The sequence below is a fragment of the Streptomyces sp. NPDC053432 genome (assembly GCF_055585365.1).
Genome location: NZ_JBVJKF010000009.1, coordinates 1 through 25,606 on the forward strand (window position 1 = coordinate 1; position 25,606 = coordinate 25,606).

Below are 25,606 nucleotides of genomic sequence, written 5' to 3' on the forward strand. Positions count from 1 at the left end.
CAGTCCTTGTCTTTCCGTGGCGGGACGGCCTGTCAAGGGTCGCCGCAGGCGATCGCGCAGCGACGCGACGACGAAGGAGGAGCGCCCTTGACAGGCCGGCCCGACGCGGAAGGACGATGGGACTGACGGGAAATCCCCAACCCTTCCTCGCTCCCGACCGACCGAGGTCCCGCCCACCCACCCCCGATCCACAGGCCCACCCCCACCTCACCTCACCCCACCCCCGATCCCCGACCCCCTTGAACACCCCGCCCGTTGTCAGTGGGCACGTTTACCGTGAGGGGATGAAGCCGCTCAGGATCATCGCCGGGGATGCGACCAGTCCGCAGGCCAAAGGGCCCAAAGTCATTGCGCATGTGTGCAACGACCTCGGAGGTTGGGGCAAGGGGTTCGTGGTGGCCGTTTCGAAGCGGTGGCCCGAGCCCGAGAAGGCGTTCCGGGCGTGGCACCGGGGGCGCAGTGGGAACGACTTCGGGCTGGGAGCCGTGCAGGTGGTGCGGGTCCAGCCGGACGTCTGGGTCGCCAACATGGTCGGGCAGCGGGGCATACGGACCGGCAGCGGCGGGCCGCCGATACGTTACGACGCGGTGGAGCGGTGTCTTGCCGCCCTCGCGGGGCATGCCGTCGAGCTCGGGGCCAGCGTGCACATGCCGCGCATCGGATGTGGGCTGGCCGGCGGCACATGGGCGCGCATCGAGCCGCTGATCAGCGATCAGTTGTGCGCGCGGGACGTCGAGGTCACCGTCTACGACCACGCCTAGCACGACCACGCCCAGCACGACCAGGCCGCACGACCCCGCCGCGCGACCACGCCTAGCGCGGCGCCGTGTCGTCGGCCGGGAAGGCCGGGCCGTGGCCGGGGACGATCACGTCCGAGGCGGCGAGGACGCGGAGGCGGGAGCCGCGCAGGACGTCGTGGTCCGGGGCGACCGGGTCGTCGACCGGGCCGTTGGGGCGCCACCACAGGTCGCCCACGAACGCGATGGTGCCTTCCTCCGTCCCGGCGAGGAGAGTGATGTCCTCGGCGCTGTGGCCCGGGGTGCGGATGAGCCGGAGGGACGGGGTGAGTTCGTAGCCCTCCGCGTCGCGGTCGGTCCACTGGTCGGCCTCGTAGACGGCCTTGTGGTCGTGGACCCGCGCCCGGCCGAAGAGGCCGACGTTCATGGTGTTGTCCGGGTGGTGGTGGCTGAGGACGACGTCCGTGATGTCGTCGGGGCCCAGGCCGAGTTCGGCAAGCGGGCCGAGGATGCGGTCGCGGCTCGCCACCATGCCCGGGTCGACGATCACGTGCCGGTCGCCGTCGGAGACGTAGGAGACGGTGGCGGCGACCCCGGGGCCGGTGGAGAGGGTGTAGCCGGTGGTCAGGACCGTGTAGGTCGCGGTGCGGCCGAGCGGTGCGTCGGTGCGGCTGTCCGTTGATGTGCTGATCTGCGTGTTCGTCATGTCCTCCATCCTGGTCGTGGGGTCATGCGTGCACGAGTGGCACTTCTGCCAGTGATCGCGGGAATCGTGCCAGGCTGGCAGACTCCGCGCATGGCCCCCTTCACCACCATCGCCGCCTACGCCCCGTCCGGGGTCGGCATGCTCGCCGTCGGGATCGTTGCCGAGGTGTTCGGGGTGCGCGGGGCGGGACTGCCGCGGTTCGACTTCGGGTTGTGCACCGAGCGGCCCGGGGCGGTGGTGACCGATGTCGGGGTGCCCGTCGCCGTCGAGTACGGGCTGGAGAGGCTGGCCGGGGCCGATCTGGTGATCGCCCTGCCCTGGGCCGATTTCCGTACGCCGCCGTCTCCCGCCGTGCTCGACGCGCTGGCGGCCGCGCACGCGCGGGGCGCGCTGGTCGCCGCCCACTGCGTCGGGACGTTCGCGCTGGCCGCCGCCGGGCTGCTCGACGGGCGGCGGGCCACCACGCACTGGCGGTTCGCCGGGCTGCTGGCCGACCGCCACCCGGACGTCGCCGTCGAGGCCGGATCCCTCTACGTCGACGAGGGACGCATCGCCACGGGCGCGGGCGCGGCGGCCGGGTTCGACCTCTGCCTGCACCTGCTGCGGCGCGAGCACGGGGCCGCGACGGCCAACGCCATCGCGCGGGACCTCGTACTGCCCTCGCACCGTGACGGCGGGCAGGCCCAGTACCTGGCCGCGCCCGCCCCGGCGGACTGTCAGGACGAGCGGCTGTCCGCGGTGCTGGCCTGGACCCGCGAGCATCTCGACGAGCCGCTGCCCGTGGCGGAGTTGGCCCGGCGCGCCATGATGAGCAAGCGGTCCTTCGCCCGCCGCTTCGCCGCGGCCACCGGCACCACCCCGCACGCCTGGCTGCTGAACCTGCGTCTCAGCGGTGCCGAGGAGCTGCTGGAGACCACCGACCTGCCGGTGGAGGAGATCGCCCGCCGGGTCGGCTTCGGGAGTGCGGCCGTGCTGCGGGAGCAGTTCGTACGCCGCCGGGGCGTGCCGCCGCGGGCCTATCGCCGGTCCTTCACCCGTGTTCCGTCCGACGGGCCGGGCACACGTCGAAGTGGCTGACCCTGCAGGTGTCCGAGGGCAGGGCGGCGCCCAGGTTCACGGCCGTGCCGTCGCCCGCGATGCGCCAGCGCTGCCCCGCCGGTACGAGGTGGCAGGGGCGCTCGCCGGGCTGTACGAGGAGCCACTTGCCCCGGTCCGTCCTGTGCCAGTACGCGGCTGCGCCGCAGAGCCGGCAGACGGCGGGGCGGCCCTCCGGCTGCTGGCGCCCCTCCGGCTGCCGCTGCGCTTCCGGCTGCTGGTCCGCCTCCCGCTGCGGCTGCCGCACCACGGTCACGAGGGCGTCGGCCAGGACTTCGGCGAGAAGGAACGGGCCTTTCTCGGCGCGCCCCTGGTGCTCCTGCCTGCGGGCGTTCGTGTTCAACCATCCCCCCTTACCGCCCTGTTGTTAGCGGATGGGAGGACGCTCGCGCCAGCCACCTGCCGGGGGATGACCCGAACGAGTGGCGGCGCGGCCTCGGACCGGTGCCTATCAGCGCTCCAGGATCACCAGCGGGATCTCCCGGGCCGTACGCGCCTGGTCGTCGTCGTACAGGGGCCACAGGCCGGCCATCATCGGCCAGTACGTGTCGCGCTCCTCGGCCGCGGCCGTGCGCGCCGTGGCCGTGAAGAGCGCGGCGCCGACCTGGACGTGGACCTCCGGGTGGGCGGTGAGGTTCCGGTACCAGGCGGGATGCCGCGGGGCTCCGTATCCGGCGGCCACGACGATCAGCCGGTCCGCGTCCTCGCCGTAGATCAGCGGGGTCCGGGCGGTGCGGCCGGTGGCGCGGTCGAGGGTGGTGAGGAGGAGCGTGGGGACCCCGTGCCAGAGGTGTCCGTCGGCGCCCGCCGTGGCGACGTACGCGCGGACGTGGTCGAGCCGCGGGCCGGGCGGCGGGTCCGCGGGGTGGTCCCAGTCGACGTCGAGTGTGTGCATTCACCTGTCCTTAGCATTCCGGCCCCCGGGCGGCTAACGAGCAGTAACGATTCTGGATGCGGTCGGCCCGCACGGCACGCCCACACGCCCGCGCGCCGGGCCGACTCCGCCCGAAGTGCGTTCATGGGGACCTCGCCGGACTATGGGGCCAAGGGAAAACGTAGGAGGTAGCGCGATGGTCAGTGAACCCGACGAGCAGCCCACCCGGTCGGACCGGCTCTTCACGGGCGGGGAACGGCCGTACGACCCTGAAGACCTCGTGATGGCGACAGGCCACGACCCGACTCCGGAGCGGGTCGAGAAGGCGCGCCAGCTCATGGAGAAGGAGGGTCCGCAGGTCATCGAGCGGTACCTGCCGTAGCCCCGGCACCACCGGACCGGCCCCGGCACCAGCGGACCGCCGCGCAGCCCAGCCCCGTCCCGGAACCCCCGGCACGGGGCCGCGGGGCGTGAGGCGGCCGGATCAGGTCTTCAGCGTCGCCGCCGCGCCCAGTGCCGTCAGCAGCCCGCAGATCCCGAGGTTCACGGCCCTGTGCTCCCAGAACACGGCCAGGAACTCGCGGATGGTCGCGCTCGGCCAGTAGTACCGCGCCGTGGGCGAGCCCAGGACCTGTCCGTTCACCCCGGCCTTGCGGGCCAGCATCGCGGCCCGGAAGGCGTGGAAGTCGTTGGTGACCACGACGCACCGGTAGTCCGGGTCCCGGGCCGTCATGATCTCCCGGCTGAACCGCATGTTCTCCTCGGTCGTCGTGGACCGGTCCTCCAGCGTGATGTGCTCCGCCGGTACGCCCCGCTCGATCAGCCAGTCCGCCATCGCCCGGGCCTCGGCGACCTTCTCGTCCGTGCCCTTGCCGCCCGAGGGCAGCAGCACCGGCGGCCGGCCGCCGCGGGCCACCTGGGCCTCGTAGATCTCCTGGCCCTTGCGCAGCCGCGAGGCGAGCAGCGGCGGCACCTGGTCGCCGCAGATCAGGCCGGCGCCGAGCATGACCACGTGGTCGACGTCGCCGCGTACGGTGATCCGCCCGTAGAGGAAGGCGTACCCGAGGAAGCAGAGGAAGAGGAACGCGACGTAGGCGACGAGCACGGTGAGCGTGCCCGCGATGCCGTCGAGGACGTGCGAGCCGGCCCTGCGGACGAAGAGCAGCAGCGCGATCATCCCGAAGATCCCGAGCCCGGCGAGCAGGGAGAGCAGGTTGGCGGGGCGGGTGCCCTCCCTGCGGATCATGGTCACGCCGTTGGTCACGAGGAAGACGCCGAGTGCCAGCGTGCCGAGCGCGGGCACGGCGAGGACGGTCACGGCGATCGGGTAGGCCACCCAGCCCGGCAGCCTGTCCAGCTGGAGGAGCAGGGCGAGCGAGAGGGATATGGAGGTCAGCCCGAGCAGCACGGCGTTGCGGAAGCGGCGGCGGTCCTCCCGCGCGCTGACGGCGAAGGCCACGAAGAACACGGCGGCGAGGGCGAAGGCGACCATGCCGACCATCGTAAATGTCAGATATGCGTACGGGTCTCGGCCCTGCGGGGGCCTACGTCCGGACGCCCGTCCTGCGCACCGAACGCCCCGCCAGCACGTCCGTGCGACGCCCGTCGCGCATCACGAAGCGGCCGTCGATCAGCACGTGCGGGATGCCGGTCGGCAGCGCCCTCGGGTTGTCGTAGGTGGCGCCGGCCGCGACCGTGTCCGGGTCGAAGAGGACGAGGTCGGCGCGGAAACCCACCCGCACCAGCCCCCGGTCGGGCAGCCGCAGGCGCGCCGCCGGGCGGCCCGCCAGGTGGGCCACGCATTCCTCCAGCGACAGCAGCCCCAGCTCACGGACGTAGTGGCCGAGGTAGTGCGGGAAGGTGCCGTAGGCGCGCGGGTGCGGTTTCGCGCCCTGGAGGATGCCGTCCGAGCCGCCGGTGTGGGCGGGGTGGCGCATGACCGCGCGGACGTTCTCCTCGTGCCCCACGTGCTGCAGGATCGTCGGCGCGAGCCGGTCGCCCAGCAGCAGCCGCCGGGCGCTGTCCCAGCCGTCCAGGCGCCGGCCGACGTACTCCTCCGCCAGCGCGGGATCGGCCACGCCCGAGATCTCGATCGTCGGCCAGTCCACCGGCACCCCGTGGCAGCCGTCCGACCCCTCCACCTCCAGCGCGTGCCGGATCCGCCCGGCCTCGGCGTCGTCGCGCAGCCGGGCCAGGACCGCGTCCGGGCCGCCCTCGTTCGCCCAGCTCGGCAGCAGCGCCACCAGGGTGGTGCAGCCGGGGGTGTACGGATAGCTGTCGAGGGTGATGTCGGCGCCCTGGGCCAGGGCCGCGTCGAGCAGGGCCAGCAGCTCGGGGGCCCGGCCCTCGTTCTCACCGAAGTTCATGGTGGCGTGCGCGAGGTGCAGGGCGCAGCCCGCCTCCCGGGTCAGCTCGACCATCTCGGCGTAGGCGGCGAGCGCGCCGCGGCCGTACGAGCGGTGGTGCGGGCAGTAGTAGCCGCCGTACGACGCCACCACACGGCACAGCTCGGTCAGTTCGGCGCCGGAGGCGTACATGCCGGGGGTGTAGGTCAGGCCGGACGACATGCCGACGGCGCCCTGGGCGAGGCCCTCGGCGACGAGCGACCGCATCCGGCCCAGCGCGGCGGCGTCCGCCGGGCGGTCGTCCCAGCCGAGGACGTGGGCGCGGACGGTGCCCTGCGGCACGAGGTACGCGGCGTTCACGGCGCAGCCCTGGCCGCCGTGGGCCCGGTCCAGCCGGTCGAGGTACTCGCCGACCGTGCGCCAGTCGAAGTCGACGTCGTCACCCGGCCCGTTCCAGCCCGCGATGGCGGCCCGCACCTCGCCGAGGGTGCGGTCGTCGACGGGCGCGTACGACAGGCCGTCCTGGCCGAGGACTTCGAGGGTCACGCCCTGGGCGGCCTTCGCGACGTGGTCCGGGTCGCGCAGCAGCGCGAGGTCGCTGTGCGCGTGCATGTCGGTGAAGCCGGGGGCGAGGGCGAGCCCGTGCGCGTCGAGCGTGCGGCGCCCGCCCCCGGGAATCGACCCGATCTCGGCGATCCGCCCCTCGTGCACCCCGACGTCGGCCGTGTACGAGGGCCCGCCCGTGCCGTCGACGACGCGGGCCCCGCGGATGACCAGGTCCACCGGCGCGCCTAGAAGAAGGTGCGGACGAACTCGGTGACGGTGCCGTCGGCCTCCACCACCGGGATCAGCGGCCACTTCTCGAAGATGGTGCACGGGTGGGACATGCCGAGCGCCACCCAGTCGCCGACCTGCACGTCGTCGGCCGACGCGGTCTCCAGCCAGGCGTGCTGGTCGGACAGCTTCACCACCCGCACGCCGGTGGCGGGGCGCTGCTCGCCGGTGAGTTCGTCCCGGACCAGCTCGGCCTGCGGGAGCCCGAGGTCGTACGCGATGTCGCGCTTGCCGGCGTTGACGAAGGCCTGGGTGGGGGAGGGCCGGGAGACCACCTGCGTCCACAGCCGGAACGCGGGGCGCAGCCCGCCCTCCTCGGGGTGCCGGTTGAAGGGGGTCAGGCCCTCGTACCAGCCGTGGTCGTGGGAGACGTACGCCCCGGAGCGCAGCAGCTTCAGGACGGGCCGGGAGAGATCGGGGATCTCGGCGAACACGTCGGCGACGGCGTCGAACCAGGCGGAGCCGCCGGCGCTGACGACGATCTCCTCCAGGCCGGGTTCGAAGCGGCCCGCCTTGTCGAACTCGACGGCGAGGGCGGTCAGCCGGCGCAGGTAGGCGTGCACGCGCTCCGGGTCGGCGTCGGGCACCTCGGCCTCGTAGCCGCCCATGCCGACGAGGCGCAGGGTGCGGGTGGCGGCGACGGCGTCGGCGACGGCCCGGCAGTCGTTGTCGCTGCGGGCCCCGGTGCGGGCGCCCTCGCCGGCGCCGAGTTCGACGACGACGTCGATGCGGGCCGGTGCGTCGCGCAGGGCGCGGTCCATGAGGTGGACCCCGCGCACGGAGTCGACGTAGCAGACGAACCGGAAGTCGGGGTCGCTGGCGAGCTCGCCGGCGACCCAGCGCAGGGCGGCGGGGTCGACGACCTCGTTGGCGAGGAAGATCCGCTGGATGCCGAAGGCGCGGTAGACGCGGGCCTGGTGGGGAACGGCGGCGGTGATCCCCCACGCGCCGTGGTCGAGCTGACGGCGGAACAACTGCGGGGACATGCAGGTCTTGCCGTGCGGCGCGAAGGCGAGGTCGTGGCGGGCTGCGTACTCGCCGAGGGCGGTGAGGTTGTGCTCCAGCGCGTCGGCGTCGAGGGTGAGCACGGGGGTGGTGAACCCGCCGGTGTGGATCCCGCGCCGCTGCCGCGCGAGCTGCCCGACCGTGAGGCGGGCCGCCTGGGCGTCCGGGGGGAGGCCCTTGAACCGGTGGTCGACCGGTTCGTCGGCGAGCTGCTTGACGGGGTCGCTGTCCATGCGGGGGCCTCCCGGGGGGTGCTGGGGGTTGCACGTGCTGCAACGGTCGTTGCGTATACCGCTGCACGCTGTCTAACATCCCGGGTGACGACGGGTCAACGCACTGGCGCGCCGCCGCCGCTGGGACTCCGCCCCGGGCCCCGCTCCTCAAGCGCCGCAGGGGCTGGGTCATACCTCCGCCTCGACCGCGTGCGCGGCTGGTGTCGCCTCCGGCGGCGCCTCAAACGCCGGCGGGGCTGGACTTGGGGCCGCAGGTTTCGCACCCCGGGGCAAGACCTGTCGCACCGGCGGTCGGCGGGGTCAAAAGCAGCCGCACCTGGCGGACGGCAGCGGGGAAATCCAGCCCCGCCGGCGTTTGAGGCGCGGGTCCGGGCGGAGCCCGGGGTGCCGCGCAGCGGCATCTCGGCCGTGGCGGCGCCCTGCCGGGGCGACGGCCGCTCGGGTCCGGGGCGGAGCCCCCGGGCGCATGGGAGGAGAGGACGAGGATGAGCCAGTCCGTGGAGCGGGCGCTCGCGATGCTGCCGCTGCTCGCGAAGGGCCCGGCCGGCCTCACGCCGGTGGCGGACGCGCTCGGCGTCCACAAGAGCACCGCCCTCCGCCTCCTGCGCACCCTGCACGCGCACGGACTCGTCTACCGCCAGGCCGACGGCCGCTACCGGCTGGGGTCCAAGCTCTTCGAGCTCGCCGCCGAGTCCATCGAGAACCTCGACGTCAGGGACGTCGCGCACCCCCACCTCGTCGAGCTGAATCACGCCACCGGCCACACCGTCCACCTCGCCCTCCACCAGGACGACGAGGTCGTGTACATCGACAAGGTCGAAAGCCGCTACCCGGTCCGCATGTACTCCCGCATAGGCCGGCCCGTGCCCCTCACCGTCGCCGCCGTCGCCAAGCTGCTCCTCGCCGACCTCCCCGAAGCCGAGCGCCGCGCCCTCGCGGAGCGGATCGAGTACCCCCGCTACACCGCCCGCTCCACCCCCGACGCCGCCGCGTTCCTCCGCGAGCTGGACCTCGTACGGGAGCAGGGCTGGGCCACCGACCTCGGCGGGCACGAGGAGTCCCTCAACTGCCTCGGCGCACCCGTGCACGGGCCGGACGGGCGGGTGGTGGCCGCGCTGTCCCTGTCCGCGCCCAGCGTGGTGATCGGCGCCGAGGAACTGCTGGAACTGCTGCCGCTCGTGCTCCGTACCGCGGGAGCCATCAGCCGGGACTACTCAGGAGAGACCACGTGACGGAAAAGACGGAGAAGCCGGAGATGCCGGAGGAGACGGTGAAGACGCAGAAGGTCGGGATCACCCCCGACACGCACACCACCCCGCCCGCGAAGTTCTCGCACGGCGTCCGCAAGGGCAACATCCTCCAGGTCGCCGGGCAGGTCGGCTTCCTCCCGCACGTGGACGGGCAGCCGCCCACCCCCGCGGGGCCCACGCTGCGCGAGCAGACGCTCCAGACGCTGGAGAACGTCCGCTCCGTGCTGGAGGCCGGCGGCGCGGGCTGGGACGACGTGATGATGATCCGCGTCTACCTCACCGACACCGCGCACTTCGCCGAGATGAACGGCATCTACAACGCGTACTTCGAGGAGCAGGGCCTGGCGGAGGCCCCCGCCGCCCGCACCACCGTGTACGTCGGCCTGCCCGCCGGGCTGCTCATCGAGATCGACGCCCTCGCCGTCCTGGGCTGACGGGGGACGGGAGAGGGGCGCCCCCCTGGCGGTGGGGCGCCCCGTCGTGCAGCCGGTCAGCCGCTCAGGCTCCCAGCCGGTCAGCCGGTGCAGTACTGCGCCTCCTTGCCGATCGAGCGGTACATGCAGTCCGCGTTCTCCAGGAGCTGGAGCACCGCGTCCTTGTTGCGCGCGGTCTCGCGGTCGATGACCTCGTCCGGCGGGTAGAAGCCGCCGCCCCCGCTCTCCGGGTACATCTCGAAGGTGTAGGCGAAGATCTTCTGGTTGCCCCACAGCCAGTCGTCGATCGTCCCGTCGGTGATGTACAGGTCGCTCGACTGCTCCGGCGTGTAGCCGTTGCTCGCCGCCATGCTCGTGCCGATCTTCTTGTAGACGGCGAGGTCGTCGGCGGTCAGCCCGGGGGCGGTGTCGTTGTACGTCCAGCCGAAGGGCCACAGCACCAGTTCACTGTACGTGTGGAAGTCGATCGCGGCCTTGATCTGCTGCTTGCCGCCGACCACCCGGCTGCGTACGAAGTCCGCGACCACCTTCACCTCGGGCGCCGATTCCGCCGCCGCGCCGCGGTAGGTCTCCGAGCTCTTGCTGCCGCTGGAGCCGCCGCAGCAGCCCCACTTGTAGTCCCAGTTGCGGTTCTCGTCCGTGCCGACGTACGAGGAGCCCGAGTTGGGCTGGCGGTTCTTGCGCCAGGAGCGGTAGGAGCCGGTGGCGATGTCGTACTCGCCGCCGTCCGGGTTGAGGTCCGGGACGATCCAGATCTCGCGGCCGTTGACCGCGTTCGTGACGCGGGCGTCGGTCCCGTACTTCGAGCCGAACTCGTTCACGAGGTAGAGGGCCATCTCCACGGTGAGGTGCTCACGGGCGTGCTGGTGGGCGGTGAAGAGCACCTCGGGCTCGGCCTCGTCCGTCCCGACGTTGTCGCTGATCTTGATGGCGATGATGTCGCGGCCCTGGTACGACTTCCCGATCACCTGCTTGCTCATGATCGAGGGGAACTGCGCGATGCGCTGGTTGATCTCGGCCGTCGCCTCGGCGTAGTTGTGGTACTTCGAGTCGGCGGACGGGAAGTCCATCGGGCTCGCCGCGATCCCGGGCAGGGCGCGGTCCGGGGGTCCGGGCAGCGGCTCCAGCTCGTAGCCGAGCGCGCGCAGCTTCTTCGCCTGCAGGGTGTCGGCGCTGACGACGACCGAGCGGGCGTCGACCTCGTCGATGGAGACGCCGGTACGCAGCAGGGCCGTGCGTTCGGCCGGGGTGGCCGGGCCCTTGATCTCGTACTGGACGATCGCCTCGTCCTGCGTGGCGGTGGACGGGGTGGGCGGTGGGGACGCCGTGGCGCTCATGCCGTAAGCGGGTGCGCCCAGCGCGAGCGCCAGCAGGGCCGCCGTGACGGCGGCCCTCCGGCGGGTGTGGAGCCGCATGCGTTCTCCTGGGTGGGGAGGTGGGGGTAGCCGTGCGGATGCCGCACAGAGTGCTCTCGTGGCATGTCCGGGTCAAGGACGGCATGCCTCGAATCGGCCAACCGGCCGCGCGGCCGACGCGGCCGACCCCCACACCTACCGCCTAGGGGAGCGCGTGGACCTTCGGACCCACCGCGTTCGACCAAGCACCACCCGCCTTGGCGTCCCAGTTGGTCGACCAGGTCATCGCGCCGCGCAGCCCCGGGTAGGTCTTCGACGGCTTGAAGGAACCGCAGTTCGTGCCCCTGGTCAGGCAGTCCAGGGCGTTGTTCACGACGGTCGGCGAGACGTAGCCGCTGCCCGCGCCGCTGGGGGAGGCGGGGACGCCGATGCCCACCTGGGAGGGGTCGAGACCGCCCTCCAGCTGGATGCAGGCGAGCGCGGTCAGGAAGTCCACCGAGCCCTGCGAGTAGACCTTGCCGTCGCAGCCGTTCATCGAGCCGCTGTTGTAGTACTGCATGTTGACGACGGTGAGGATGTCCTTGATGTTCAGCGCGGTCCTGAAGTACCCGCCCTGCGTGGACTGCATGTCGATGGTCTGCGGGGCCATGGTGATGACCAGCGAGGAACCGGCCTTCGCGGACAGGGCGCGCAGCGCCTGCGTCATGTAGGTCGGGTTGAGGCCGTTCTCCAGGTCGATGTCGATGCCGCTGAAGCCGTACTCCTGCATCAGCGCGTACGCCGAGTTCGCGAGGTTGGTGGCCGAGGCGGAGTCGTTGACCGAAATGGTGCCCTTCTCGCCGCCGATGGAGAGGATGACGGACTTGCCGGCGGCCTTCTTCGCGGCGATGTCGGCCTTGAACTGGGCGACGGTGTAGCCGCCCAGGCCGGCCGAGTCGAGGTTGAAGGCGATCGCGCCGGGCGTGGCCGTGGCGTCGGCGAAGGAGACGGCGATGATGTCGTACTGCGCGGAGACGTCGGAGATCTTCTGGACGGTCGCCCCGTTGTTGAAGTTCTGCCAGTACCCGGTCAGCGCGTGCCGGGGCACGGACGGGTTGGGGTTCGGGTTCCCGCCGCCGGTCGTGGTGCCGGTCACCGGGGCGGACCTGGGGCCCTCGCCCGCCGCGTTGTACGCGCTCACCTGGAAGGAGTACGAGGTCGACGCGGCCAGCCCGGTGATCTGGGCGGAGGTGGCGCTCACCGTCCTGACCCGGACGCCGTCCTGGTACACGTAGTAGCCGGTGGCCCCGCTGACGGCGTCCCACGAAAGGGTGAGCCCGTCGGCGCTCTGGCCGGAAACGGCAGTGCCGCCCGGGGCGCCGGGTACGGACGGTCCGGGGTCGGTGCCGCCGCCCCCGTCCGGGCCGAAGACGCTGAACTCGTCCACGAAGTAGGCCGGCTGGCCGTACCAGCCGTGGGTGTAGACGGTGACCTGGGTGGTGCTGGGGCCGGTGGTGAAGGTGGTGGAGAGCTTCTGCCAGCCCGCGCCCGTGCCGGGCGTCCAGGTGGACACGTCCTGCGTACCGGTGCCGGTCGCGCCGAGGTACACGTAACTGCCCTGGACCTGCGTGCTGAGCGTGTACGTCGAGTTCGGCTTGACCGTGACGGTCTGGCTGCAGCGGGCGTTGTCCTGGCCCGCCGGAGTCGCCTTCAGGGCGCCGGCCCCCGCGTAGACGGGGGAGGTGACGGAGGCGCCGCTTCCGCCGGAACAGGACCAGTTGGCGAGGCCGGACTCGAAGCCTCCGTTACGGGCGACGTTGACGTCCGCCGCTTGTGCCGTACCGGTCGCGAGGGCCGTGAGCCCGCCGGCGGCCAGTATGGCTGTCATGGGCAGGGCGAGGGAGCGTATGCGGTTCACGTGGGCTCCGTGGGGGGAGTGAAGGGATGTCAGGGTGAGTGGGGCACCCCGCTCACAAGTTGGTCCAGACCAATCCTCGTGTCAATAGTCTTTGCGAAGTGGCCTGAAGTGATCGGTGCTCCGATCCCTGTTGTCCGGGTTTCCGGCCACCTGTGACATGTGCTGTCGGCACAGGAATCACCAAGGCCCTGCCCCACCGGGGGTGGCGCGGATATGGTGCTGGTTCCAGGGGGGTGCGCGTCGCATGTTTGCGGTCGCGCAGGGGTGAGTACCGGTCGAGCACCGGGCGAGTACGGGGTGAACGGGGGGATTCGCGTGCCGACCGCCATCGCTGTCACCAGCGCCGACCTGGTACTTCCGGCCCCCGACCGGCACACACCCGGAGCGGCCGTGCTCCACCCGCCCGGGCAGCTCGACCTCGACGGCGCACTCGCCGAGACAAGCGGGCTCCTGGAACGGCACGGCCACCTCGTGGCCGTCGTACCGCCCTGGCTGCCCGCCGCGACCATCCAGCGGCTGCACACCGTACGGGCCGTCCTGGAGAGCGACCGGATCGCCCTCCTGCCCATCGACCTGCCGCCGCTGGGCACGGCCCTGCTGGTCCGTCAGCTGCGCCAGCTCACCGTCTGCGACTTCAGCCCCGGCGTCATAGCCTCCGCCGCCCGGCTCCTGTCGCACTACATCTACGCGGGCGCGCTGCTCGGCTCCGTCGCCAAACTCGACCGGATCCCCGTCGGCCTCAAGGCGCACGCCCGCTCGTGGTCGCCCAGCGCGCAGTTCGCCGTACTCGCCCACCCCACACCGCACCTGGCGAAACTGGGGGCGCACCAGGGCGGCGCCAAGGGCGGAGCCGGCGGGCCCAGGGGCGCGTCGGCCGGCGGGTCCAGGGGCGCGGCGCCCGGAGGGGTGATCCCGCCCGGCCCCGAATTCGCCACGCACCTCACCTTCGCCCGCGGCCAGCTCGCCTCCGAATGGGTCGCGGCCGAGCTCGCCCCGGCCTGGCAGGTGCAGGGCGTACTGGAGAACCCGCTGCCGGCGCAGTCGCCCGGCTACTGGGGCACGGCCAAACTCGTCGAGTTCGCCGCGGGCATCCCCGACCTGGCCGTGCTCTACCAGCTGGTCGCCTCGGTCCGCCGGGAGCAGTGCCGCTGGTGCGGTCTCGAACTCATCGGAGACCGCTGCGGGTTCTGCTCGGCACCACTGGCGACACCTCCGCCGGCCACGGCCGCCCGATCCGGACCCTGACCCCCGCACGCCCGCTCGAACGAAGAACGGCGAGGTAGTAAGGCCCATGAACTCACGCCAGCGCCGCGGCGTCATCCTGCTGATCCTCTCGGTCCTGTGCGCCCTGGCCGCCTTCGCCGGAGTCCTGGTGGTGATCGGCGACGTCAACTCCAAGGTGGGAGCGGAGGTCGTCGCCTACCGCGCCAAGGGCGACATAGCCCCGTACAGCCCGCTGACCGCAGGGCAGTTCGAAGAGGTGAAGATCCCCAGACGCTGGCTGTCCGACACCGCCGTCACCGACCTCGGCGCCCTCAAGGACAAGATCGCGCTCACCGCCCTGAAGAAGGGCTCGCTGCTCCAGAGCGACATGTTCGTCGACAAACCGCAGCTCCAGCCCGGTGAGCAGGAGATCGCCATCATGATCGACGCGTCGACGGGCGTGGCCGGCAAGATCACCCCGGGCGCCAAGGTCAACATCCTCGGCACCTTCAAGGGCAAGAAGCCCACCGACCCCGACGTGTCCGTGGTCATGGTGGCCAACGCGCGCGTCATCAACGTCGGCCGGCTGACCCCCCTGGACAAGGACAGCGACAAGAAGGGCCCCGCCGAGGCCGTCCCGATCACCTTCGCCCTGAACACCAAGGACACCCAGCGCGTCGCCTACGCCGAGTCCTTCGCGGAGCACGTACGCCTGGCCCTGGTGGCCCCCGGCACCGACTCGGCGCCGGGCCCGAACGACCGTCTGTACACCCTCGAAGGGGACAGGTGAGGTGCCGATGACCACCCGGATCCTCCCCGCGGTCGGCGACCCGGACGCCGCGCGCGCCATCGTGACGCTGCTCAGCCAGCTCCCGTCCGCGGAGCCGGCCTCGCCGGTCCCCGACTCGACGACCCTGCTCGACACCCTGGCCCGCCTCGCGGCCGACTCCCTCGGCGAGCTCCCCGAGGTGGTCCTGGTCCACGAGCGGATCGGGCCGGTGCCCGCCCTGGAGCTCATCCGCGAGGTCGCGCTCCGCTTCCCGGCGGTGGGCGTCGTCCTCGTCTCCTCCGATGCGGGCCCCGGCCTCTTCTCGGCCGCGATGGACTCCGGGGCCCGCGGCCTGATCGGCCTGCCGCTCACGTACGAGGAACTCGCGGCCCGCGTACAGGCCGCCGCCCAGTGGTCCGTGGGCGTACGCCGCCACCTCGGCCGGGGGGCGGCCGCGGACGTACCCACCGGCCCGGGCGGCCGCGTGGTCACCGTCACCGGGGCCAAGGGCGGCGTGGGCACCACCTTCACGGCGGTCCAGTTCGCCCTCGCGGCGGCCGCGTCGGGCCGGCGTACGGCACTGGTCGACCTGGACCTCCAGGCGGGCGACGTCGGCTCGTACCTGGACGTGCAGTTCCGCCGCTCGGTCGCCGACCTCGCCGGCATCCAGGACATCTCCCCCAGGGTCCTGCAGGACGCGGTGTACGAGGACCGCACGGGCCTGGCCCTGCTGCTCGCCCCGGCGGAGGGCGAGCGCGGCGAGGAGGTCGACGAGAGGGCGGCCCGCCACGTCGTGGGCGCCCTGCGGGCCCGCTACGAACTGGTCGTCATCGACTGCGGGACCCAGGTGACGGGCGCGAACGCGGCCGCGGTGGAGACGGCGGACGTGGCGGTGCTGGTCACCACACCGGACGTGGTCGCGGTGCGGGCGGCGAAGCGGATGGTCCGGATGTGGGAACGGCTCCAGGTGCGGAAGGCGGAGGACACCGCGATGGTGGTCAACCGCTGGAGCAAGCACACGGAGATCCAGCCGGCCCTGATCGAGAAGATCACCAAGACCCGCGCGACGAGGACCCCGGTCCCCGCGGCCTTCAAGGAACTGCAGGCGGTGGTGGACGCGGGGCGCGTGCAGGACCTGGACAACCGCTCCACGGTGAAGCAGGCCCTGTGGACGCTGGCGGGAGAACTGGGGCTGCTTTCGCCGCCGGACGGTACGGGACAGCTCCCGGCCCCGGCCGGCGCGGCGGTGGCGGTCCGGGCGTCGGGGCCGGTGGCGCGGCTGCGGCGCGGGCGGGAGGGCTGAGCGATGCCGTCGCGGAGATCCCGCCGGGGGGACCGGGGCCAGGTCGCGGTGGAGTTCGTCGGCATGGTGCCGTTCATCCTGCTGATCGTGGCGGCGGTGTGGGAGTGCGTGCTGATCGGGTACGCGTTCTCCCTGGCGGGCAACGCGGCGGACGAGGCGGCGCGGGCGGGGGCGGTGAAGGGGCGCCCGGAGTGTGTTGCGGCCGCGCAGAAGCACATCGGGAGTGTCTGGGACATGGATGGGGCCAATTGCCGTAGGGAAGGGGCCCTCTACAAGGCGACCGTGAGGCTCAGGATCCCCGTCTTCTACCCCGGACTCAACTTCGGTTCGATCGAGGGCACGGGCGGAGCGGTCATGGAGAGGGAGGACTGAGATGAGGCGGCGTGTGTGCTCCGACCGGGGCCAAGTGGCTCTGGAGTACATCGGCTTCCTCCCCATCCTGCTGCTCGTCGCTCTCTGCGGCATTCAGTTGGGCTGGGGCGCGTACGTCGTGCAGCAGGCCGAAACGGCTGCCCGTACGGCTGCCCGTGCAGAGGCCCGCAAACCGGGCGCCGGGACGGGAGCGGCCAGGGCGGCCATCAACTCGAAGCTCGCTTCAAGCGCTGTCATCCACGTCGATCCGTCGCGTGATGCGGTCACGGCGCAGGTGACCCTCACGATCGAGTCGGTCGTGCCCGGAGTGGGTTCCCGGACCGTCACGCGCACAGCCGTGATGCCCAACGACGACCCGAACGGATGATCCGATCATGAGCCTGCGTTCCCGGGTCAACACCCCCGAAGACCGCCACAGCCCCCGCGAGGACGGCCGCCTGGTCTCCTCCTACCGGGCGAAGCTGCTGGAGGAGATCGACCTCGCCGAGATGTCCGCGCTCGCGCCGGCAGAGCGCCGGGCGCGCCTGGAACGCGTACTCGGCCACATCATCAGCCGCGAGGGCCCGGTCCTTTCCACGGCCGAGCGCGCCCAGCTGATCCGTCGGGTCGTCGACGAGGCCCTGGGCCTCGGCGTCCTCGAACCGCTCCTCGAGGACCCGTCGATCTCCGAAATCATGGTCAACGGCCCCGACCAGATCTTCGTCGAGCGCGCCGGCCGGGTCGAGCAGCTGCCCCTTCGCTTCGCTTCCCACGAGCAGCTGATGCAGACCATCGAGCGCATCGTCTCCACGGTCAACCGCCGCGTGGACGAGGCCAATCCGATGGTCGACGCCCGCCTGCCGAGCGGCGAACGCGTCAACGTCATCATCCCGCCGCTCTCCCTCACGGGCGCCACCCTCACCATCCGGCGCTTCCCGCGCGCCTTCACTCTGCACGAGATGATCGCCCTCGGCTCGCTAGACGAGCAGATGCTGCTCCTGCTCTCCGGCCTGGTCGCCTCGAAGATGAACGTAATCGTGTCCGGCGCCACGGGCACCGGCAAGACGACCCTCCTCAACGCCCTCTCCGGCCTGATCCCGGGGGGCGAGCGCATCATCACCATCGAGGACTCGGCCGAGCTCCAGCTCCAGCAGGCGCACGTCATCCGGCTCGAATCCCGCCCGCCGAACGTGGAGGGCAAGGGCCGGATCACCATCCGCGACCTCGTACGGAACTCGCTCCGTATGCGCCCCGACCGCATCATCGTCGGCGAGGTCCGGGGCGGCGAGACCCTGGACATGCTCCAGGCGATGTCCACCGGCCACGACGGCTCACTGGCGACGGTCCACGCGAACAGCAGCTCCGACGCCCTCACGCGCCTCCAGACCCTCGCCTCCATGTCGGAGGTGGAGATCCCCTTCGAGGCGCTCCAGGACCAGATCAACAGTGCCGTCAACGTGATCGTCCAACTGACCCGCTTCGGCGACGGCTCGCGCCGCATCACCGAGATCTCCATCCTCGAATCCCACGGCCGCGAGCCCTTCCGCATCACCACGGTCTGCCGCTTCGCGGCCCAGCCCATGGGGCCGGACGGCCGGGTCCACGGCTACTTCGAGTACTACCCGCTGCCGCGGCGCATCGCGGAACGGCTCTACATGAACAACCAGCCCATCCCGCAGGCCTTCGGGGTCGCGCTGCCGGACGACCCGCTCACCACCCCGCACATCACACGGACCGCCCTGTGAACCCACTCATCCTCATCACCCTCGGCGCCACACTGCTGGCCTGCGTGTTCGTCATCCTGGGTCTGCAGGCGTACGCGGCGGGCCGCGCCCAGCGCGCAGCCCTGATCGAACGCCTCTCCGCGAGCGGGATGCCCGAGCCGCTGGGACGACGGCGCCGGTTCCAGGCGGTGGATCGTCGACTGCGGAAGACGAAGCTGGGCCGCCGGATCGAACTCAAGCTGGCGGTCACGGGCCTTGACCTCACGACCGGGGAGTTCTTCGTCTACATGCTGGGAGCCGTCGCCGGGATTTGGGTTGTCTCGGCCTCGGTCCTTGCACCATTCTTCGGTCCGCTGGCCGGCGCGCTCGGCCTTTGGGCAGCGAACGCCTTTCTCAACTGGCAGCGAGCACGACGCACGGAGCGCTTCATCAACCAGCTCCCTGACGTGGCCCGCATCCTGGCCAACGCGACCCAGGCCGGTCTTGCCCTGCGCACGGCCCTCGGGATAGCCGCCGAAGAACTGGATGCGCCCGCTGGGGAGGAATTGGCACGCGTTACCAACCGACTTGCCATCGGCCATTCCATCGAGGACGCCCTGGGCGAGATAGCCGAGCGCCTGCCCTCGCGAGAACTGGTCGTACTCGTATCCACGCTGGTCCTGTCGGCCCGTGCCGGCGGCGCGATCGTGGACAGCCTGCGCAACCTGACCGTCACTCTCGAGCAGCGCAAAGAGACGCGACGTGAGATCCGTACGCAGCTGTCCCAAGTCACGGCGACCGCGTACTTGGTGCCCATTCTGGGCATCGGCTCGCTACTCCTGGTGGACGCGATGATGCCGGGCGCGCTGGACCGTATGACGGGGTCGTTCATCGGACAAACCGCCGTACTGATCGCGCTGGGTCTCTTCGCCGTCGGCTTCGTCCTCATCCGCCGCCTGTCCAAGATCGACGTATGAGGAGGCAGGCGTGATCGCGTTGATCCTTGCACTGGCCGTCGCCGTATCGGTCTTCGGAGCCTTCCAGGGCATCCGGCTCTACCGGGCCGACGTCAAACTCCCCACCGACCTCGCCCTGGCCCTTGAGGTAGGAGCCACCCGTACGACTGTCGTCGGCTCGATCGTCGACCGCGCGGGCATCCGTTACGCGCCGCTGATACTGCGCCTGATGGGTCCTGCCCGGGTCGCGCGCAAGCGCCGCCAGATCGATACCGCCGGAAACCCGTCCGGTCTCACCATCGACCGCTACGCCGCGCGTCGAGCGGTGTACGCCTTCCTCGGCGCTGTCGGCGCCGTCGCGATGCTCATGAACGGCCAACTACTCCTGGCGCTGCTTATGGTCGCCTTCGGCTTCTTCTGGATCGAGGTAGGCCTCTGGTCGGCGATCCGCATCCGTCGCGATCACATCGAGAGAACCTTGCCGGACTTCCTCGATGTCCTCGCTGTGGTGGTGAGCGCAGGGCTCGCTTTCCGCCCTGCTCTGGAGAGGGTGGCGGACAAGTATGAGGGCCCCTGGTCCGACGAGATCCGGATCACCCTCCAGCAGATGGCTATGGGCGTCAGTCGCCGTCAAGCCTTCGACGAACTGCGTCGACGCAACGACAGCGAGCAAGTCGCGCAGTTCGTCACTGCTCTGCAGCAGGGTGAGGAACTTGGTTCCCCGATCGTCGAGACGCTGATCGCGATTGCTGAGGACATGCGGCGTACGGACGCCCAGAACGCGCGGCGCCGGGCTGCGAGAGCCGTGCCGAGGGCGACGCTCGCCGTCACGACGTTCATGCTGCCAGGAACAATGATCTTGTTGATCGGCGGCTTCGTATACGGGGCTGATGTCGACTTTGGCGCGTTGCTCGGGGGCGGGTGAGCCATGGCACGACTGAGCGTGCTCATCGCCGATGACGACCCAGTGATCAGGGCGGGCCTGCAGGCCATTCTGTGCGGATCAGAGGACATCGAGGTGATAGCCCAGGCCGCGGACGGCCGAGAGGCGCTGAGCCTCACGCGCAGGCATGCTCCGGATCTGGTCCTGCTGGATGTCCGGATGCCGGGTGTGGACGGGATCTCCGCACTGCCGCACCTGGTGCAGTTGGCTCCGGTGCTGATGCTGACTTACAGCCAGGAGGCCGAAATCGTACGGGAGGCCCTGCTGCTGGGGGCCGACGGCTACCTCGTTCACGGCGAGTTCACCGAGGACGAGCTGCTGCGCGCGGTCCGAGACGTGCCCGCCGGTCGCCCGCACTTCACCCCGACGGCGGCGAGCGCGTTGCTCGCGGAGCTTCGAGCCTCTTCGCATCCGCAACGAGATGTGGCACAGTCTTCTGAGCGGCTGAGCAACTCTGTTGTCTTCGGGCTGAGTTCGCGGGAGGAGGAGATCATGGACCTGATCGCATCCGGGATGAGCAACCAGCAGATCGCCTCCACCTGCTTCATCAGCGAGAAGACGGTCAAGAACCACATCAACCGCATCTTCGCGAAGCTCCAGAGCGCGACACGGAGCGAGGCGATAGCCCGGTGGCTGGGAACTGCCCGTCCGGGGGTGTCCGGTCATGGGTAGACAGAGTGCGCAGTGGGTCCGTAATTGGGTCCCGGGACCCTTGGTTACGAGTGGTAACTCGCCGTACCGTCCGCGAATCGACTACGGCGCCGGCCCTGGAGGGGACCACCATGCAGAAGCCCAAGCTGCTCAAGGCGATTGTCGAAGGCCAGATGCGCCTGCAGGGACGGAGGGGCGGGGACGAAGGGCAGACCGTCTTCGAGTACCTCGGGATCATCGTGATCATCGTTTTGATCATTGCGGCCATCGTGGGCACGGGCCTTGCGGCGAACATTGCCAACGCGATCTCGAAGGCACTGACGAGTATCACGTCGAGCAAGTGACTGCGGAGGGCGGGCGGGACAGAGGGCAGGCCCTGCCCATCTACGTTTTGGTGATCACGGGCCTGCTCTTTGCCGCGCTCGCCTTCGTCGTCGTTGGCATGGCTGGGGCCACCCGCAGCGAGGCTCAGGGTGCCGCAGACGCAGCCGCGCTCGCCGCCGCACGGGAAGCCCGGGACAACGCCTTCAGGGGCGTGGATCTGTTGCATCTAGAACCAGAGGACTGGGAGCAGGTCCTCAAGGGGTTGCGCCTGAACGCACAGGGGGCCTGCGGAAAGGCGCGTGATTTCGCCGCCAGTAATGGCGCCACTGCCGTCTGCCAAGCGGAGATCCCCGAGTTCGAAGTCTCGGTGACAACAAAGCGGACTGTGGGCGACTCGGTGATCCCAGGCAGTGAGGCCGTGCATGGCGAGGCCAAAGCCAAAGCGGTGATCGAATCGCGTTGCTCGCTCGTTGGAGCGCCCACCCCAGCGCCTAGCCCAAGCCCATCTCCCACACCGTCACCTGGAGGTGGCGGCTCAACGGAGCCCGCCGCTCTGAAGTTCCGGTGCAAAGGCGGAGGGGAAGTCACACTCGATCCGAAGGATCCGGGCCCCCTGACACAGCTGACGAGGAAGCTCTTCAGCGTACGACTGGTCAACTGACAGCGAGAAAGAAATGAGGAAGCGGAGTTGATGGGCATTCGGCAGAAGGCGAGGGTCAGCGGAGGAACGGCCGTTGTGGTAGCGGCGGTGTTGGGCCTCGCGTTGACCGGGTGCGGTGGCAATGCCGAGAAGCCCAAGGAACCTCAAAAGGCCACCACGTCGTCAGACGGAGATGCCGGAGCTCAGAAGCCGGCCCCCACGGGCGGTAAGAGTGAGGCCCCGCTGCAAGTGCTGGCCACGGCGCAAGGACCCTCGGGTGTCGTCATGGAGATCAATTCTGCTGTTCGTGACCAGGACGGGTACCTCACCGTCAGCGGAAAGATCAAGAACACTGGGTCGCAGACGTTCTCCGAGATGGCCGCATGGCGTGGCAAGGAGTTGAACGCAAGCCCGGCGTCCATTGCCGGTGTCACTCTCGTCGACAGTGCGGGTAAGAAGCGCTACTACGTACTTCGAGACACAGAGGGCAGGTGTGCATGCACCGCTGATCTGGCACCCATCGATGCCGGTACTTCCGTTCCGTTCTTCGCGCAGTTTCCGGCTCCGCCGACCACGACAACGGAGGTGGTGTTCGGCATGCCGACGTTTGCCGCGGCCACCATCAAAATCTCTGGGTGACCCCATGACCACACGCCACCGCACCACCGCTGCCACGGCCTTCGTCGGTCTCGTCATAGCCAGCGCCCACTTCGTAGGTGTGACAAGCGCCCAGGCTGACGAAGTCACACCGTCTGCACCGCCCGGCACGGAACCGTCTGCTGCCCTACCCACGCCTGTGAAGTCGAACTCTCCGCGTCTCAAGCTCCCGCAGGGCGGTACCCTCGCCGCCCCCAAGGTGCTCGACATGGTCGAAGTCGTAGAAGACCTCGGAGGCGAGCAGCGCCGCCAGGAGACCAACCAGACCGTCATGATGGCGCTGCAGTCCGAGGTCCTCTTCCCCGAGAACAGCGCCGTCTTCAACGCCCAGGCCGCCGCCCGCATCCAGGCCATCGCGCAGGAGATCAACACCCAGAAAGCCACCCGCATCAGGGTCTTCGGCTTCACCGACGACCAGGGCAGCTACGAACACGGCAAGGAGCTCTCCAAGCAGCGCGCCGACGCCGTCCAGGCCGAGCTCGCCAAGACCGTCACCAATCCCAACGTCGTCTTCGACGTCCGCGGCTACAGCGAGGACTACCCCATCGCCGACAACAGCACCGAAGAAGGCCGCAAGAAGAACCGCCGCGTCGAGATCACCTTCCCGCGCGGAACGGCCGGCTAGCAGGCGGCCATGACGCCGGCCTACGAGGTGCTGCTCATCGGCGGTGGTTCCGGCGTGGGGAAGTCCACCGTCGGCTGGGAGGTCTCCGATCTGCTCCGCCGGCGGGGGACCGCGCACTGCTACATGGAGGGCGACCTCCTCGACCAGATCCACCCCGCGCCCGACGGCGACCCCGACCGCGCCGGGATCACCGAGCGGAACCTCGCCTCCGTCTGGGCGAACTACGCCGCCCTCGGGCAACACCGGCTCGTCTACACCAACACCGTGAGCATCCTCGACCTCCCGCTGATCCACCGGGCCGTGCGTGGTGCCGCCAGCGTCGCCATCCGTACGACCTGCGTGCTGCTCACCGCGCGCGAGGCGACGGTACGGGAGCGACTGGCCCGGCGGGAGATCGGCTCGCAGCTCGCGGTCCACATCGAGCGCAGCTTGCGGGCCGCGGCCGTACTGGAGCGGGATGCCCCACCCGGAACGGTCCGCGTCGCCACCGACGGGCGGACGGTGCCGTGGCTCGCGCAGCGGGTGGTGGCGGCCGCGGGCTGGTGACATGGCGGGCGCACCAAGCAGCCCCACGCCCCACCCCCGCACGCCTGTCTGCGCCGGTGCAACGCCAACGCCCGCCGTCGCGGCGCCCCGGCCGCCGAACGCAAGGAGCCCGCAGCCCGCCCGCTTCCTTTGCGCGCCTGCACCCGCCGTTCCGTCCTCCCCGCCGAGTGCGCAGGTCCTTGTGAAAGGCTGCGTGCATGATGGGTGGACAGTCCGAGAACCCGGAACTGTGGGCGTTTCTGGAATCGCTGCACCACGGAGAGATGCTTTCCGGCACCGTCGCAGCGATCGAACGGTTCGGGGTGTTCGTCGCGCTGGACGACGGCCCGGACCACCCGGTCTTCCCCGGCGTCGGGTTCATCACGATCCCCGAACTGTCCTGGCGATGGGACAGAACACCCTTCGGCGTCGTGCGGGTCGGACAGCGCGTCTCAGCCGAGTTCCTTCAGTTCGACACGTGGAACCTGGAAGCCAGACTGTCCTTGCGGACCACACAGCCGGACCCCTTCCAGGCATTCGCCGACCGCACCGAGGTGGGGCAGGAACTGCGCGGACGGGTCACCAAGCTGCTCCCCTTCGGCGTCTTCGTTCAGGTCGCCGACGGGATCGAGGGACTGGTCCACCTCCGGGAGCTCGCGTCGACGCCCGTGGAGAGTCCGACAGATGTCGTCCAGACCGGCGACGAGGTCAGGGTCGTCGTCACCGAGGTCGACCGGGAGCGGCGCAGAGTGGTTCTCTCTCGACGGCACAGCTCGTCCGGGCCTGTGCGGTCGGAACGCTAGTCGGCCAGCAGGTGGTCCGCCTGGCCTGACTTGATGGCGCGGATCAGTTCGCGGAGGGCGTCTGTGGTGTCGGTGAGGTACGCGTCCTCCCGGCCGGCGACGGCGATGTAGCTGTTGCCGGCCCCGTCGACCCCGATCCGGTAGCAGTTGTTGCCCTCGCCGCAATACGGCGCTTCCCAGCTGATGTCGGCCATGACCCCTCACAGTTCCTTGCAGACTCGGTGGATGAAGTCCCGGGACGCCGCGGCGTCGAGCGCGTTCGCCTCCATCCACCTCAGGTGGCTGCGGTACTTGGACAGCTGCCCTTCGGCGTGCATGAACTCCGGCCCGTGCGCCGAGTCGAGCTGTGCCGTGTCGAGCTGCGGCACCACTCCTTCGGCGTACAGCAGGGCGTGTCCGGCGCCGGGGAAGATACCCCGCGCGACGGGCAGGACCCTGATAGTGACGTTCTCGGCAGTGCTCTGCTCGCTCAGGAAGTCGAGCTGGGCGCGGGCCGTCCGCCGTCCGCCGAAGTGCATGCGCAGGGCCGCTTCGTGCACGTAGCCCGTGTAGGGCAGTGGGTGCGGGCGGTCGAGTACGCGGCGCCGCTCCTGGCGGAGAGTGACCCGGAGCTCGACCTCCAGCCGGGGCAGCTCCGGCAGGACAGCGCTGAAAATGGCGCGTGCGTACTCCTCGGTCTGGAGCAGGCCGGGAATGTGCACCGTCTGCACCGTGTGCAGCTGTGTTGCGTGCCATTCCAGTTCGGCGATATCGAGCATGCCGGCCGACACCTTGCCCCGGTACTCGTCCCACCAGCCGCGCGTCCTCGGCTGTGCCATCGCGAGCAGTGCCGCGATGTAAGCCTCATCCGTGTAGCCGTAGTTGGCGGCCAGGGTTCGCAGGCGGTCCGGGCTCAGCGTCCGGACCCCCGACTCGATGTTCGGGATCTTCCCCCGGTCGATGCCGATCAGGCCAGCCGCGAACTCGGCTGTCACACCCGCGTGCAGGCGCATTTTGCGCAGCTCGGCCCCGAGCCTTGCTTGACGGTACGTCGGAGACGTCCTGGGTGGCATGAGGGCAGTGTGCACGGAAGCGGCCCGCCCGGTCCATCGGTGGTGCAGGTATCACGGGAAACGGTGGTGCAGACATCACGCTCTGCCTTACAGTGGGTAATGCACCGCTTACGTACGGCGAGTTGAAGTGCATCCCCTGGGCATGCCCTGCCCTGTCCGGGGGACGAGCCACATACCCGCCACCCATGCCGCATGCGAACGGTCCGTGCGTGAGCCCTCGTGCGCGTCGAGCTTCCGAAGCCAATCCGTCCATGAACGATGACGACTTGGGAGCCGAAGATGCTCACCCCGTACCCCAACACCTCCCCCTCCGCCTGCCCCGTCGCCCCGGACTCC

30 protein-coding genes are annotated in these 25,606 nt (G+C 70.5%); 20 read left to right on the plus strand and 10 right to left on the minus strand.

Features of this window, described 5'->3' with window-relative positions:
* The first annotated feature begins 284 nt into the window (after positions 1-284).
* Complete coding sequence (locus ACZ6Y1_RS16665) at positions 285-761, plus strand: macro domain-containing protein (RefSeq protein WP_469629148.1); 477 nt, start codon at positions 285-287, stop codon at positions 759-761.
* A gap of 52 nt (positions 762-813) precedes the next feature.
* Here the strand turns inward: ACZ6Y1_RS16665 and ACZ6Y1_RS16670 are convergent, their stop codons facing one another.
* The gene (locus ACZ6Y1_RS16670; protein WP_469629153.1) at positions 814-1,443 is read right to left on the minus strand and encodes an MBL fold metallo-hydrolase; all 630 of its coding nucleotides are present in this window, start codon (positions 1,441-1,443) and stop codon (positions 814-816) included.
* 90 nt (positions 1,444-1,533) lie between these two features.
* Here ACZ6Y1_RS16670 and ACZ6Y1_RS16675 point away from each other — a divergent pair, with 90 nt between their 5' ends.
* Positions 1,534-2,520 (plus strand): GlxA family transcriptional regulator, encoded by a 987-nt coding sequence (locus tag ACZ6Y1_RS16675; RefSeq protein WP_469629156.1) that lies wholly within the window; start codon positions 1,534-1,536, stop codon positions 2,518-2,520.
* Here ACZ6Y1_RS16675 and ACZ6Y1_RS16680 read toward each other — a convergent pair.
* Together ACZ6Y1_RS16680 and ACZ6Y1_RS16685 are read right to left on the minus strand one after the other, a co-directional pair.
* Positions 2,474-2,881 carry a DUF6083 domain-containing protein gene (locus tag ACZ6Y1_RS16680; RefSeq protein WP_469629164.1) on the minus strand — a complete coding sequence of 136 codons (408 nt, stop codon included), beginning with the start codon at positions 2,879-2,881 and terminating at the stop codon, positions 2,474-2,476. The genes ACZ6Y1_RS16675 and ACZ6Y1_RS16680 overlap by 47 nt on opposite strands.
* A gap of 108 nt (positions 2,882-2,989) precedes the next feature.
* The gene (locus ACZ6Y1_RS16685; protein ID WP_469629167.1) at positions 2,990-3,433 is read right to left on the minus strand and encodes a nitroreductase/quinone reductase family protein; all 444 of its coding nucleotides are present in this window, start codon (positions 3,431-3,433) and stop codon (positions 2,990-2,992) included.
* Positions 3,434-3,608: 175 nt separating this feature from the next.
* Here ACZ6Y1_RS16685 and ACZ6Y1_RS16690 point away from each other — a divergent pair, with 175 nt between their 5' ends.
* Entirely contained in the window at positions 3,609-3,794 is a 186-nt protein-coding gene (locus ACZ6Y1_RS16690) for a hypothetical protein (protein ID WP_384587624.1), read from the plus strand.
* A 102-nt stretch (positions 3,795-3,896) separates the two neighbouring features.
* On the opposite strand, the gene ACZ6Y1_RS16695 is transcribed toward ACZ6Y1_RS16690, so the two are convergent.
* Genes ACZ6Y1_RS16695 through ACZ6Y1_RS16705 form a run of 3 tightly spaced genes read right to left on the minus strand, consistent with a single transcriptional unit; the run spans position 3,897 to position 7,829 of the window.
* Entirely contained in the window at positions 3,897-4,904 is a 1,008-nt protein-coding gene (locus tag ACZ6Y1_RS16695; protein ID WP_469629173.1) for a YdcF family protein, read from the minus strand.
* A 52-nt stretch (positions 4,905-4,956) separates the two neighbouring features.
* Complete coding sequence (locus tag ACZ6Y1_RS16700) at positions 4,957-6,540, minus strand: N-acyl-D-amino-acid deacylase family protein (RefSeq protein WP_469629176.1); 1,584 nt, start codon at positions 6,538-6,540, stop codon at positions 4,957-4,959.
* A gap of 8 nt (positions 6,541-6,548) precedes the next feature.
* Positions 6,549-7,829, minus strand: coding sequence for an amino acid deaminase (locus tag ACZ6Y1_RS16705; RefSeq protein WP_469629179.1), 1,281 nt, complete (start codon positions 7,827-7,829; stop codon positions 6,549-6,551).
* Between the two features lie 485 nt (positions 7,830-8,314).
* Between ACZ6Y1_RS16705 and ACZ6Y1_RS16710 the strand changes: the two genes are divergently transcribed.
* Both ACZ6Y1_RS16710 and ACZ6Y1_RS16715 read left to right on the plus strand, forming a co-directional pair.
* Positions 8,315-9,061 carry an IclR family transcriptional regulator gene (locus ACZ6Y1_RS16710; RefSeq protein ID WP_469629182.1) on the plus strand — a complete coding sequence of 249 codons (747 nt, stop codon included), beginning with the start codon at positions 8,315-8,317 and terminating at the stop codon, positions 9,059-9,061.
* Positions 9,062-9,084: 23 nt separating this feature from the next.
* Positions 9,085-9,513, plus strand: a complete 429-nt coding sequence (locus tag ACZ6Y1_RS16715) for a RidA family protein (RefSeq protein ID WP_469629969.1) — start codon at positions 9,085-9,087, stop codon at positions 9,511-9,513.
* A gap of 80 nt (positions 9,514-9,593) precedes the next feature.
* Here ACZ6Y1_RS16715 and ACZ6Y1_RS16720 read toward each other — a convergent pair whose 3' ends face one another.
* The gene (locus ACZ6Y1_RS16720) at positions 9,594-10,928 is read right to left on the minus strand and encodes a M14 family metallopeptidase (protein ID WP_469629187.1); all 1,335 of its coding nucleotides are present in this window, start codon (positions 10,926-10,928) and stop codon (positions 9,594-9,596) included.
* 142 nt (positions 10,929-11,070) lie between these two features.
* Positions 11,071-12,735 carry a chitinase gene (locus ACZ6Y1_RS16725; RefSeq protein ID WP_469629190.1) on the minus strand — a complete coding sequence of 555 codons (1,665 nt, stop codon included), beginning with the start codon at positions 12,733-12,735 and terminating at the stop codon, positions 11,071-11,073.
* Positions 12,736-13,080: 345 nt separating this feature from the next.
* On the opposite strand from ACZ6Y1_RS16725, the gene ACZ6Y1_RS16730 reads away from it, so the two are divergent.
* The 15 genes from ACZ6Y1_RS16730 (at position 13,081) to ACZ6Y1_RS16800 (ending at position 24,218) form a co-directional block, all read left to right on the plus strand.
* Entirely contained in the window at positions 13,081-14,010 is a 930-nt protein-coding gene (locus tag ACZ6Y1_RS16730; protein WP_469629192.1) for a hypothetical protein, read from the plus strand.
* Between the two features lie 46 nt (positions 14,011-14,056).
* Complete coding sequence (cpaB, locus tag ACZ6Y1_RS16735; RefSeq protein WP_469629196.1) at positions 14,057-14,758, plus strand: Flp pilus assembly protein CpaB; 702 nt, start codon at positions 14,057-14,059, stop codon at positions 14,756-14,758.
* A 7-nt stretch (positions 14,759-14,765) separates the two neighbouring features.
* Positions 14,766-16,040 carry an AAA family ATPase gene (locus ACZ6Y1_RS16740; protein ID WP_469629199.1) on the plus strand — a complete coding sequence of 425 codons (1,275 nt, stop codon included), beginning with the start codon at positions 14,766-14,768 and terminating at the stop codon, positions 16,038-16,040.
* Positions 16,041-16,043: 3 nt separating this feature from the next.
* Positions 16,044-16,412: a TadE/TadG family type IV pilus assembly protein gene (locus ACZ6Y1_RS16745; RefSeq protein ID WP_469629201.1), complete on the plus strand. Its 369-nt coding sequence runs from the start codon at positions 16,044-16,046 to the stop codon at positions 16,410-16,412.
* A gap of 34 nt (positions 16,413-16,446) precedes the next feature.
* Entirely contained in the window at positions 16,447-16,779 is a 333-nt protein-coding gene (locus ACZ6Y1_RS16750) for a TadE/TadG family type IV pilus assembly protein (RefSeq protein WP_469629206.1), read from the plus strand.
* Positions 16,780-16,786: 7 nt separating this feature from the next.
* Entirely contained in the window at positions 16,787-18,136 is a 1,350-nt protein-coding gene (locus ACZ6Y1_RS16755; RefSeq protein WP_469629209.1) for a CpaF family protein, read from the plus strand.
* A complete protein-coding gene (locus tag ACZ6Y1_RS16760) occupies positions 18,133-19,071 on the plus strand; it encodes a type II secretion system F family protein (protein WP_469629212.1) in 939 nt (312 codons plus the stop codon). Before ACZ6Y1_RS16755 ends, ACZ6Y1_RS16760 begins: the two co-directional genes overlap by 4 nt.
* A 13-nt stretch (positions 19,072-19,084) precedes the next feature.
* Positions 19,085-19,975, plus strand: a complete 891-nt coding sequence (locus ACZ6Y1_RS16765; RefSeq protein WP_469629971.1) for a DUF5936 domain-containing protein — start codon at positions 19,085-19,087, stop codon at positions 19,973-19,975.
* Between the two features lie 3 nt (positions 19,976-19,978).
* Entirely contained in the window at positions 19,979-20,665 is a 687-nt protein-coding gene (locus tag ACZ6Y1_RS16770; RefSeq protein WP_469629218.1) for a response regulator, read from the plus strand.
* A gap of 110 nt (positions 20,666-20,775) precedes the next feature.
* Positions 20,776-20,988 carry a hypothetical protein gene (locus tag ACZ6Y1_RS16775; RefSeq protein ID WP_469629220.1) on the plus strand — a complete coding sequence of 71 codons (213 nt, stop codon included), beginning with the start codon at positions 20,776-20,778 and terminating at the stop codon, positions 20,986-20,988.
* A complete protein-coding gene (locus ACZ6Y1_RS16780; RefSeq protein WP_469629224.1) occupies positions 20,985-21,629 on the plus strand; it encodes a pilus assembly protein TadG-related protein in 645 nt (214 codons plus the stop codon). The genes ACZ6Y1_RS16775 and ACZ6Y1_RS16780 overlap by 4 nt, the downstream gene beginning before the upstream one ends.
* 30 nt (positions 21,630-21,659) lie before the next feature.
* The gene (locus ACZ6Y1_RS16785; RefSeq protein WP_469629227.1) at positions 21,660-22,247 is read left to right on the plus strand and encodes a hypothetical protein; all 588 of its coding nucleotides are present in this window, start codon (positions 21,660-21,662) and stop codon (positions 22,245-22,247) included.
* A gap of 4 nt (positions 22,248-22,251) precedes the next feature.
* Positions 22,252-22,890: an OmpA family protein gene (locus ACZ6Y1_RS16790; RefSeq protein WP_469629230.1), complete on the plus strand. Its 639-nt coding sequence runs from the start codon at positions 22,252-22,254 to the stop codon at positions 22,888-22,890.
* 9 nt (positions 22,891-22,899) lie between these two features.
* Positions 22,900-23,436, plus strand: a complete 537-nt coding sequence (locus ACZ6Y1_RS16795; RefSeq protein ID WP_469629233.1) for a nucleoside/nucleotide kinase family protein — start codon at positions 22,900-22,902, stop codon at positions 23,434-23,436.
* A 197-nt stretch (positions 23,437-23,633) separates the two neighbouring features.
* Entirely contained in the window at positions 23,634-24,218 is a 585-nt protein-coding gene (locus ACZ6Y1_RS16800) for a S1 RNA-binding domain-containing protein (protein ID WP_469629236.1), read from the plus strand.
* Here ACZ6Y1_RS16800 and ACZ6Y1_RS16805 read toward each other — a convergent pair.
* Positions 24,215-24,412 carry a hypothetical protein gene (locus tag ACZ6Y1_RS16805; RefSeq protein WP_469629239.1) on the minus strand — a complete coding sequence of 66 codons (198 nt, stop codon included), beginning with the start codon at positions 24,410-24,412 and terminating at the stop codon, positions 24,215-24,217. The two genes, ACZ6Y1_RS16800 and ACZ6Y1_RS16805, sit on opposite strands and share 4 nt — an antisense overlap.
* A 6-nt stretch (positions 24,413-24,418) precedes the next feature.
* Positions 24,419-25,270 (minus strand): helix-turn-helix domain-containing protein, encoded by an 852-nt coding sequence (locus ACZ6Y1_RS16810; RefSeq protein ID WP_469629242.1) that lies wholly within the window; start codon positions 25,268-25,270, stop codon positions 24,419-24,421.
* Positions 25,271-25,606: the final 336 nt, after the last annotated feature.

Bases quoted from the DNA above. Each gene is read 5' to 3' on its own strand.
- ACZ6Y1_RS16685 (WP_469629167.1), bottom strand. From the start codon at position 3,433: ATGCACACACTCGACGTCGACTGGGACCACCCCGCGGACCCGCCGCCC.
- ACZ6Y1_RS16670 (WP_469629153.1), bottom strand. From the start codon at position 1,443: ATGACGAACACGCAGATCAGCACATCAACGGACAGCCGCACCGACGCA.
- ACZ6Y1_RS16745 (WP_469629201.1), top strand. From the start codon at position 16,044: ATGCCGTCGCGGAGATCCCGCCGGGGGGACCGGGGCCAGGTCGCGGTG.
- cpaB (WP_469629196.1), top strand. From the start codon at position 14,057: ATGAACTCACGCCAGCGCCGCGGCGTCATCCTGCTGATCCTCTCGGTC.
- ACZ6Y1_RS16675 (WP_469629156.1), top strand. From the start codon at position 1,534: ATGGCCCCCTTCACCACCATCGCCGCCTACGCCCCGTCCGGGGTCGGC.
- ACZ6Y1_RS16710 (WP_469629182.1), top strand. From the start codon at position 8,315: ATGAGCCAGTCCGTGGAGCGGGCGCTCGCGATGCTGCCGCTGCTCGCG.
- ACZ6Y1_RS16695 (WP_469629173.1), bottom strand. From the start codon at position 4,904: ATGGTCGCCTTCGCCCTCGCCGCCGTGTTCTTCGTGGCCTTCGCCGTC.
- ACZ6Y1_RS16725 (WP_469629190.1), bottom strand. From the start codon at position 12,735: ATGACAGCCATACTGGCCGCCGGCGGGCTCACGGCCCTCGCGACCGGT.
- ACZ6Y1_RS16785 (WP_469629227.1), top strand. From the start codon at position 21,660: ATGGGCATTCGGCAGAAGGCGAGGGTCAGCGGAGGAACGGCCGTTGTG.
- ACZ6Y1_RS16790 (WP_469629230.1), top strand. From the start codon at position 22,252: ATGACCACACGCCACCGCACCACCGCTGCCACGGCCTTCGTCGGTCTC.
- ACZ6Y1_RS16740 (WP_469629199.1), top strand. From the start codon at position 14,766: ATGACCACCCGGATCCTCCCCGCGGTCGGCGACCCGGACGCCGCGCGC.
- ACZ6Y1_RS16665 (WP_469629148.1), top strand. From the start codon at position 285: ATGAAGCCGCTCAGGATCATCGCCGGGGATGCGACCAGTCCGCAGGCC.
- ACZ6Y1_RS16805 (WP_469629239.1), bottom strand. From the start codon at position 24,412: ATGGCCGACATCAGCTGGGAAGCGCCGTATTGCGGCGAGGGCAACAAC.
- ACZ6Y1_RS16755 (WP_469629209.1), top strand. From the start codon at position 16,787: ATGAGCCTGCGTTCCCGGGTCAACACCCCCGAAGACCGCCACAGCCCC.
- ACZ6Y1_RS16690 (WP_384587624.1), top strand. From the start codon at position 3,609: ATGGTCAGTGAACCCGACGAGCAGCCCACCCGGTCGGACCGGCTCTTC.
- ACZ6Y1_RS16800 (WP_469629236.1), top strand. From the start codon at position 23,634: ATGATGGGTGGACAGTCCGAGAACCCGGAACTGTGGGCGTTTCTGGAA.
- ACZ6Y1_RS16715 (WP_469629969.1), top strand. From the start codon at position 9,085: ATGCCGGAGGAGACGGTGAAGACGCAGAAGGTCGGGATCACCCCCGAC.
- ACZ6Y1_RS16810 (WP_469629242.1), bottom strand. From the start codon at position 25,270: ATGCCACCCAGGACGTCTCCGACGTACCGTCAAGCAAGGCTCGGGGCC.
- ACZ6Y1_RS16705 (WP_469629179.1), bottom strand. From the start codon at position 7,829: ATGGACAGCGACCCCGTCAAGCAGCTCGCCGACGAACCGGTCGACCAC.
- ACZ6Y1_RS16770 (WP_469629218.1), top strand. From the start codon at position 19,979: ATGGCACGACTGAGCGTGCTCATCGCCGATGACGACCCAGTGATCAGG.
- ACZ6Y1_RS16775 (WP_469629220.1), top strand. From the start codon at position 20,776: ATGCAGAAGCCCAAGCTGCTCAAGGCGATTGTCGAAGGCCAGATGCGC.
- ACZ6Y1_RS16720 (WP_469629187.1), bottom strand. From the start codon at position 10,928: ATGCGGCTCCACACCCGCCGGAGGGCCGCCGTCACGGCGGCCCTGCTG.
- ACZ6Y1_RS16795 (WP_469629233.1), top strand. From the start codon at position 22,900: ATGACGCCGGCCTACGAGGTGCTGCTCATCGGCGGTGGTTCCGGCGTG.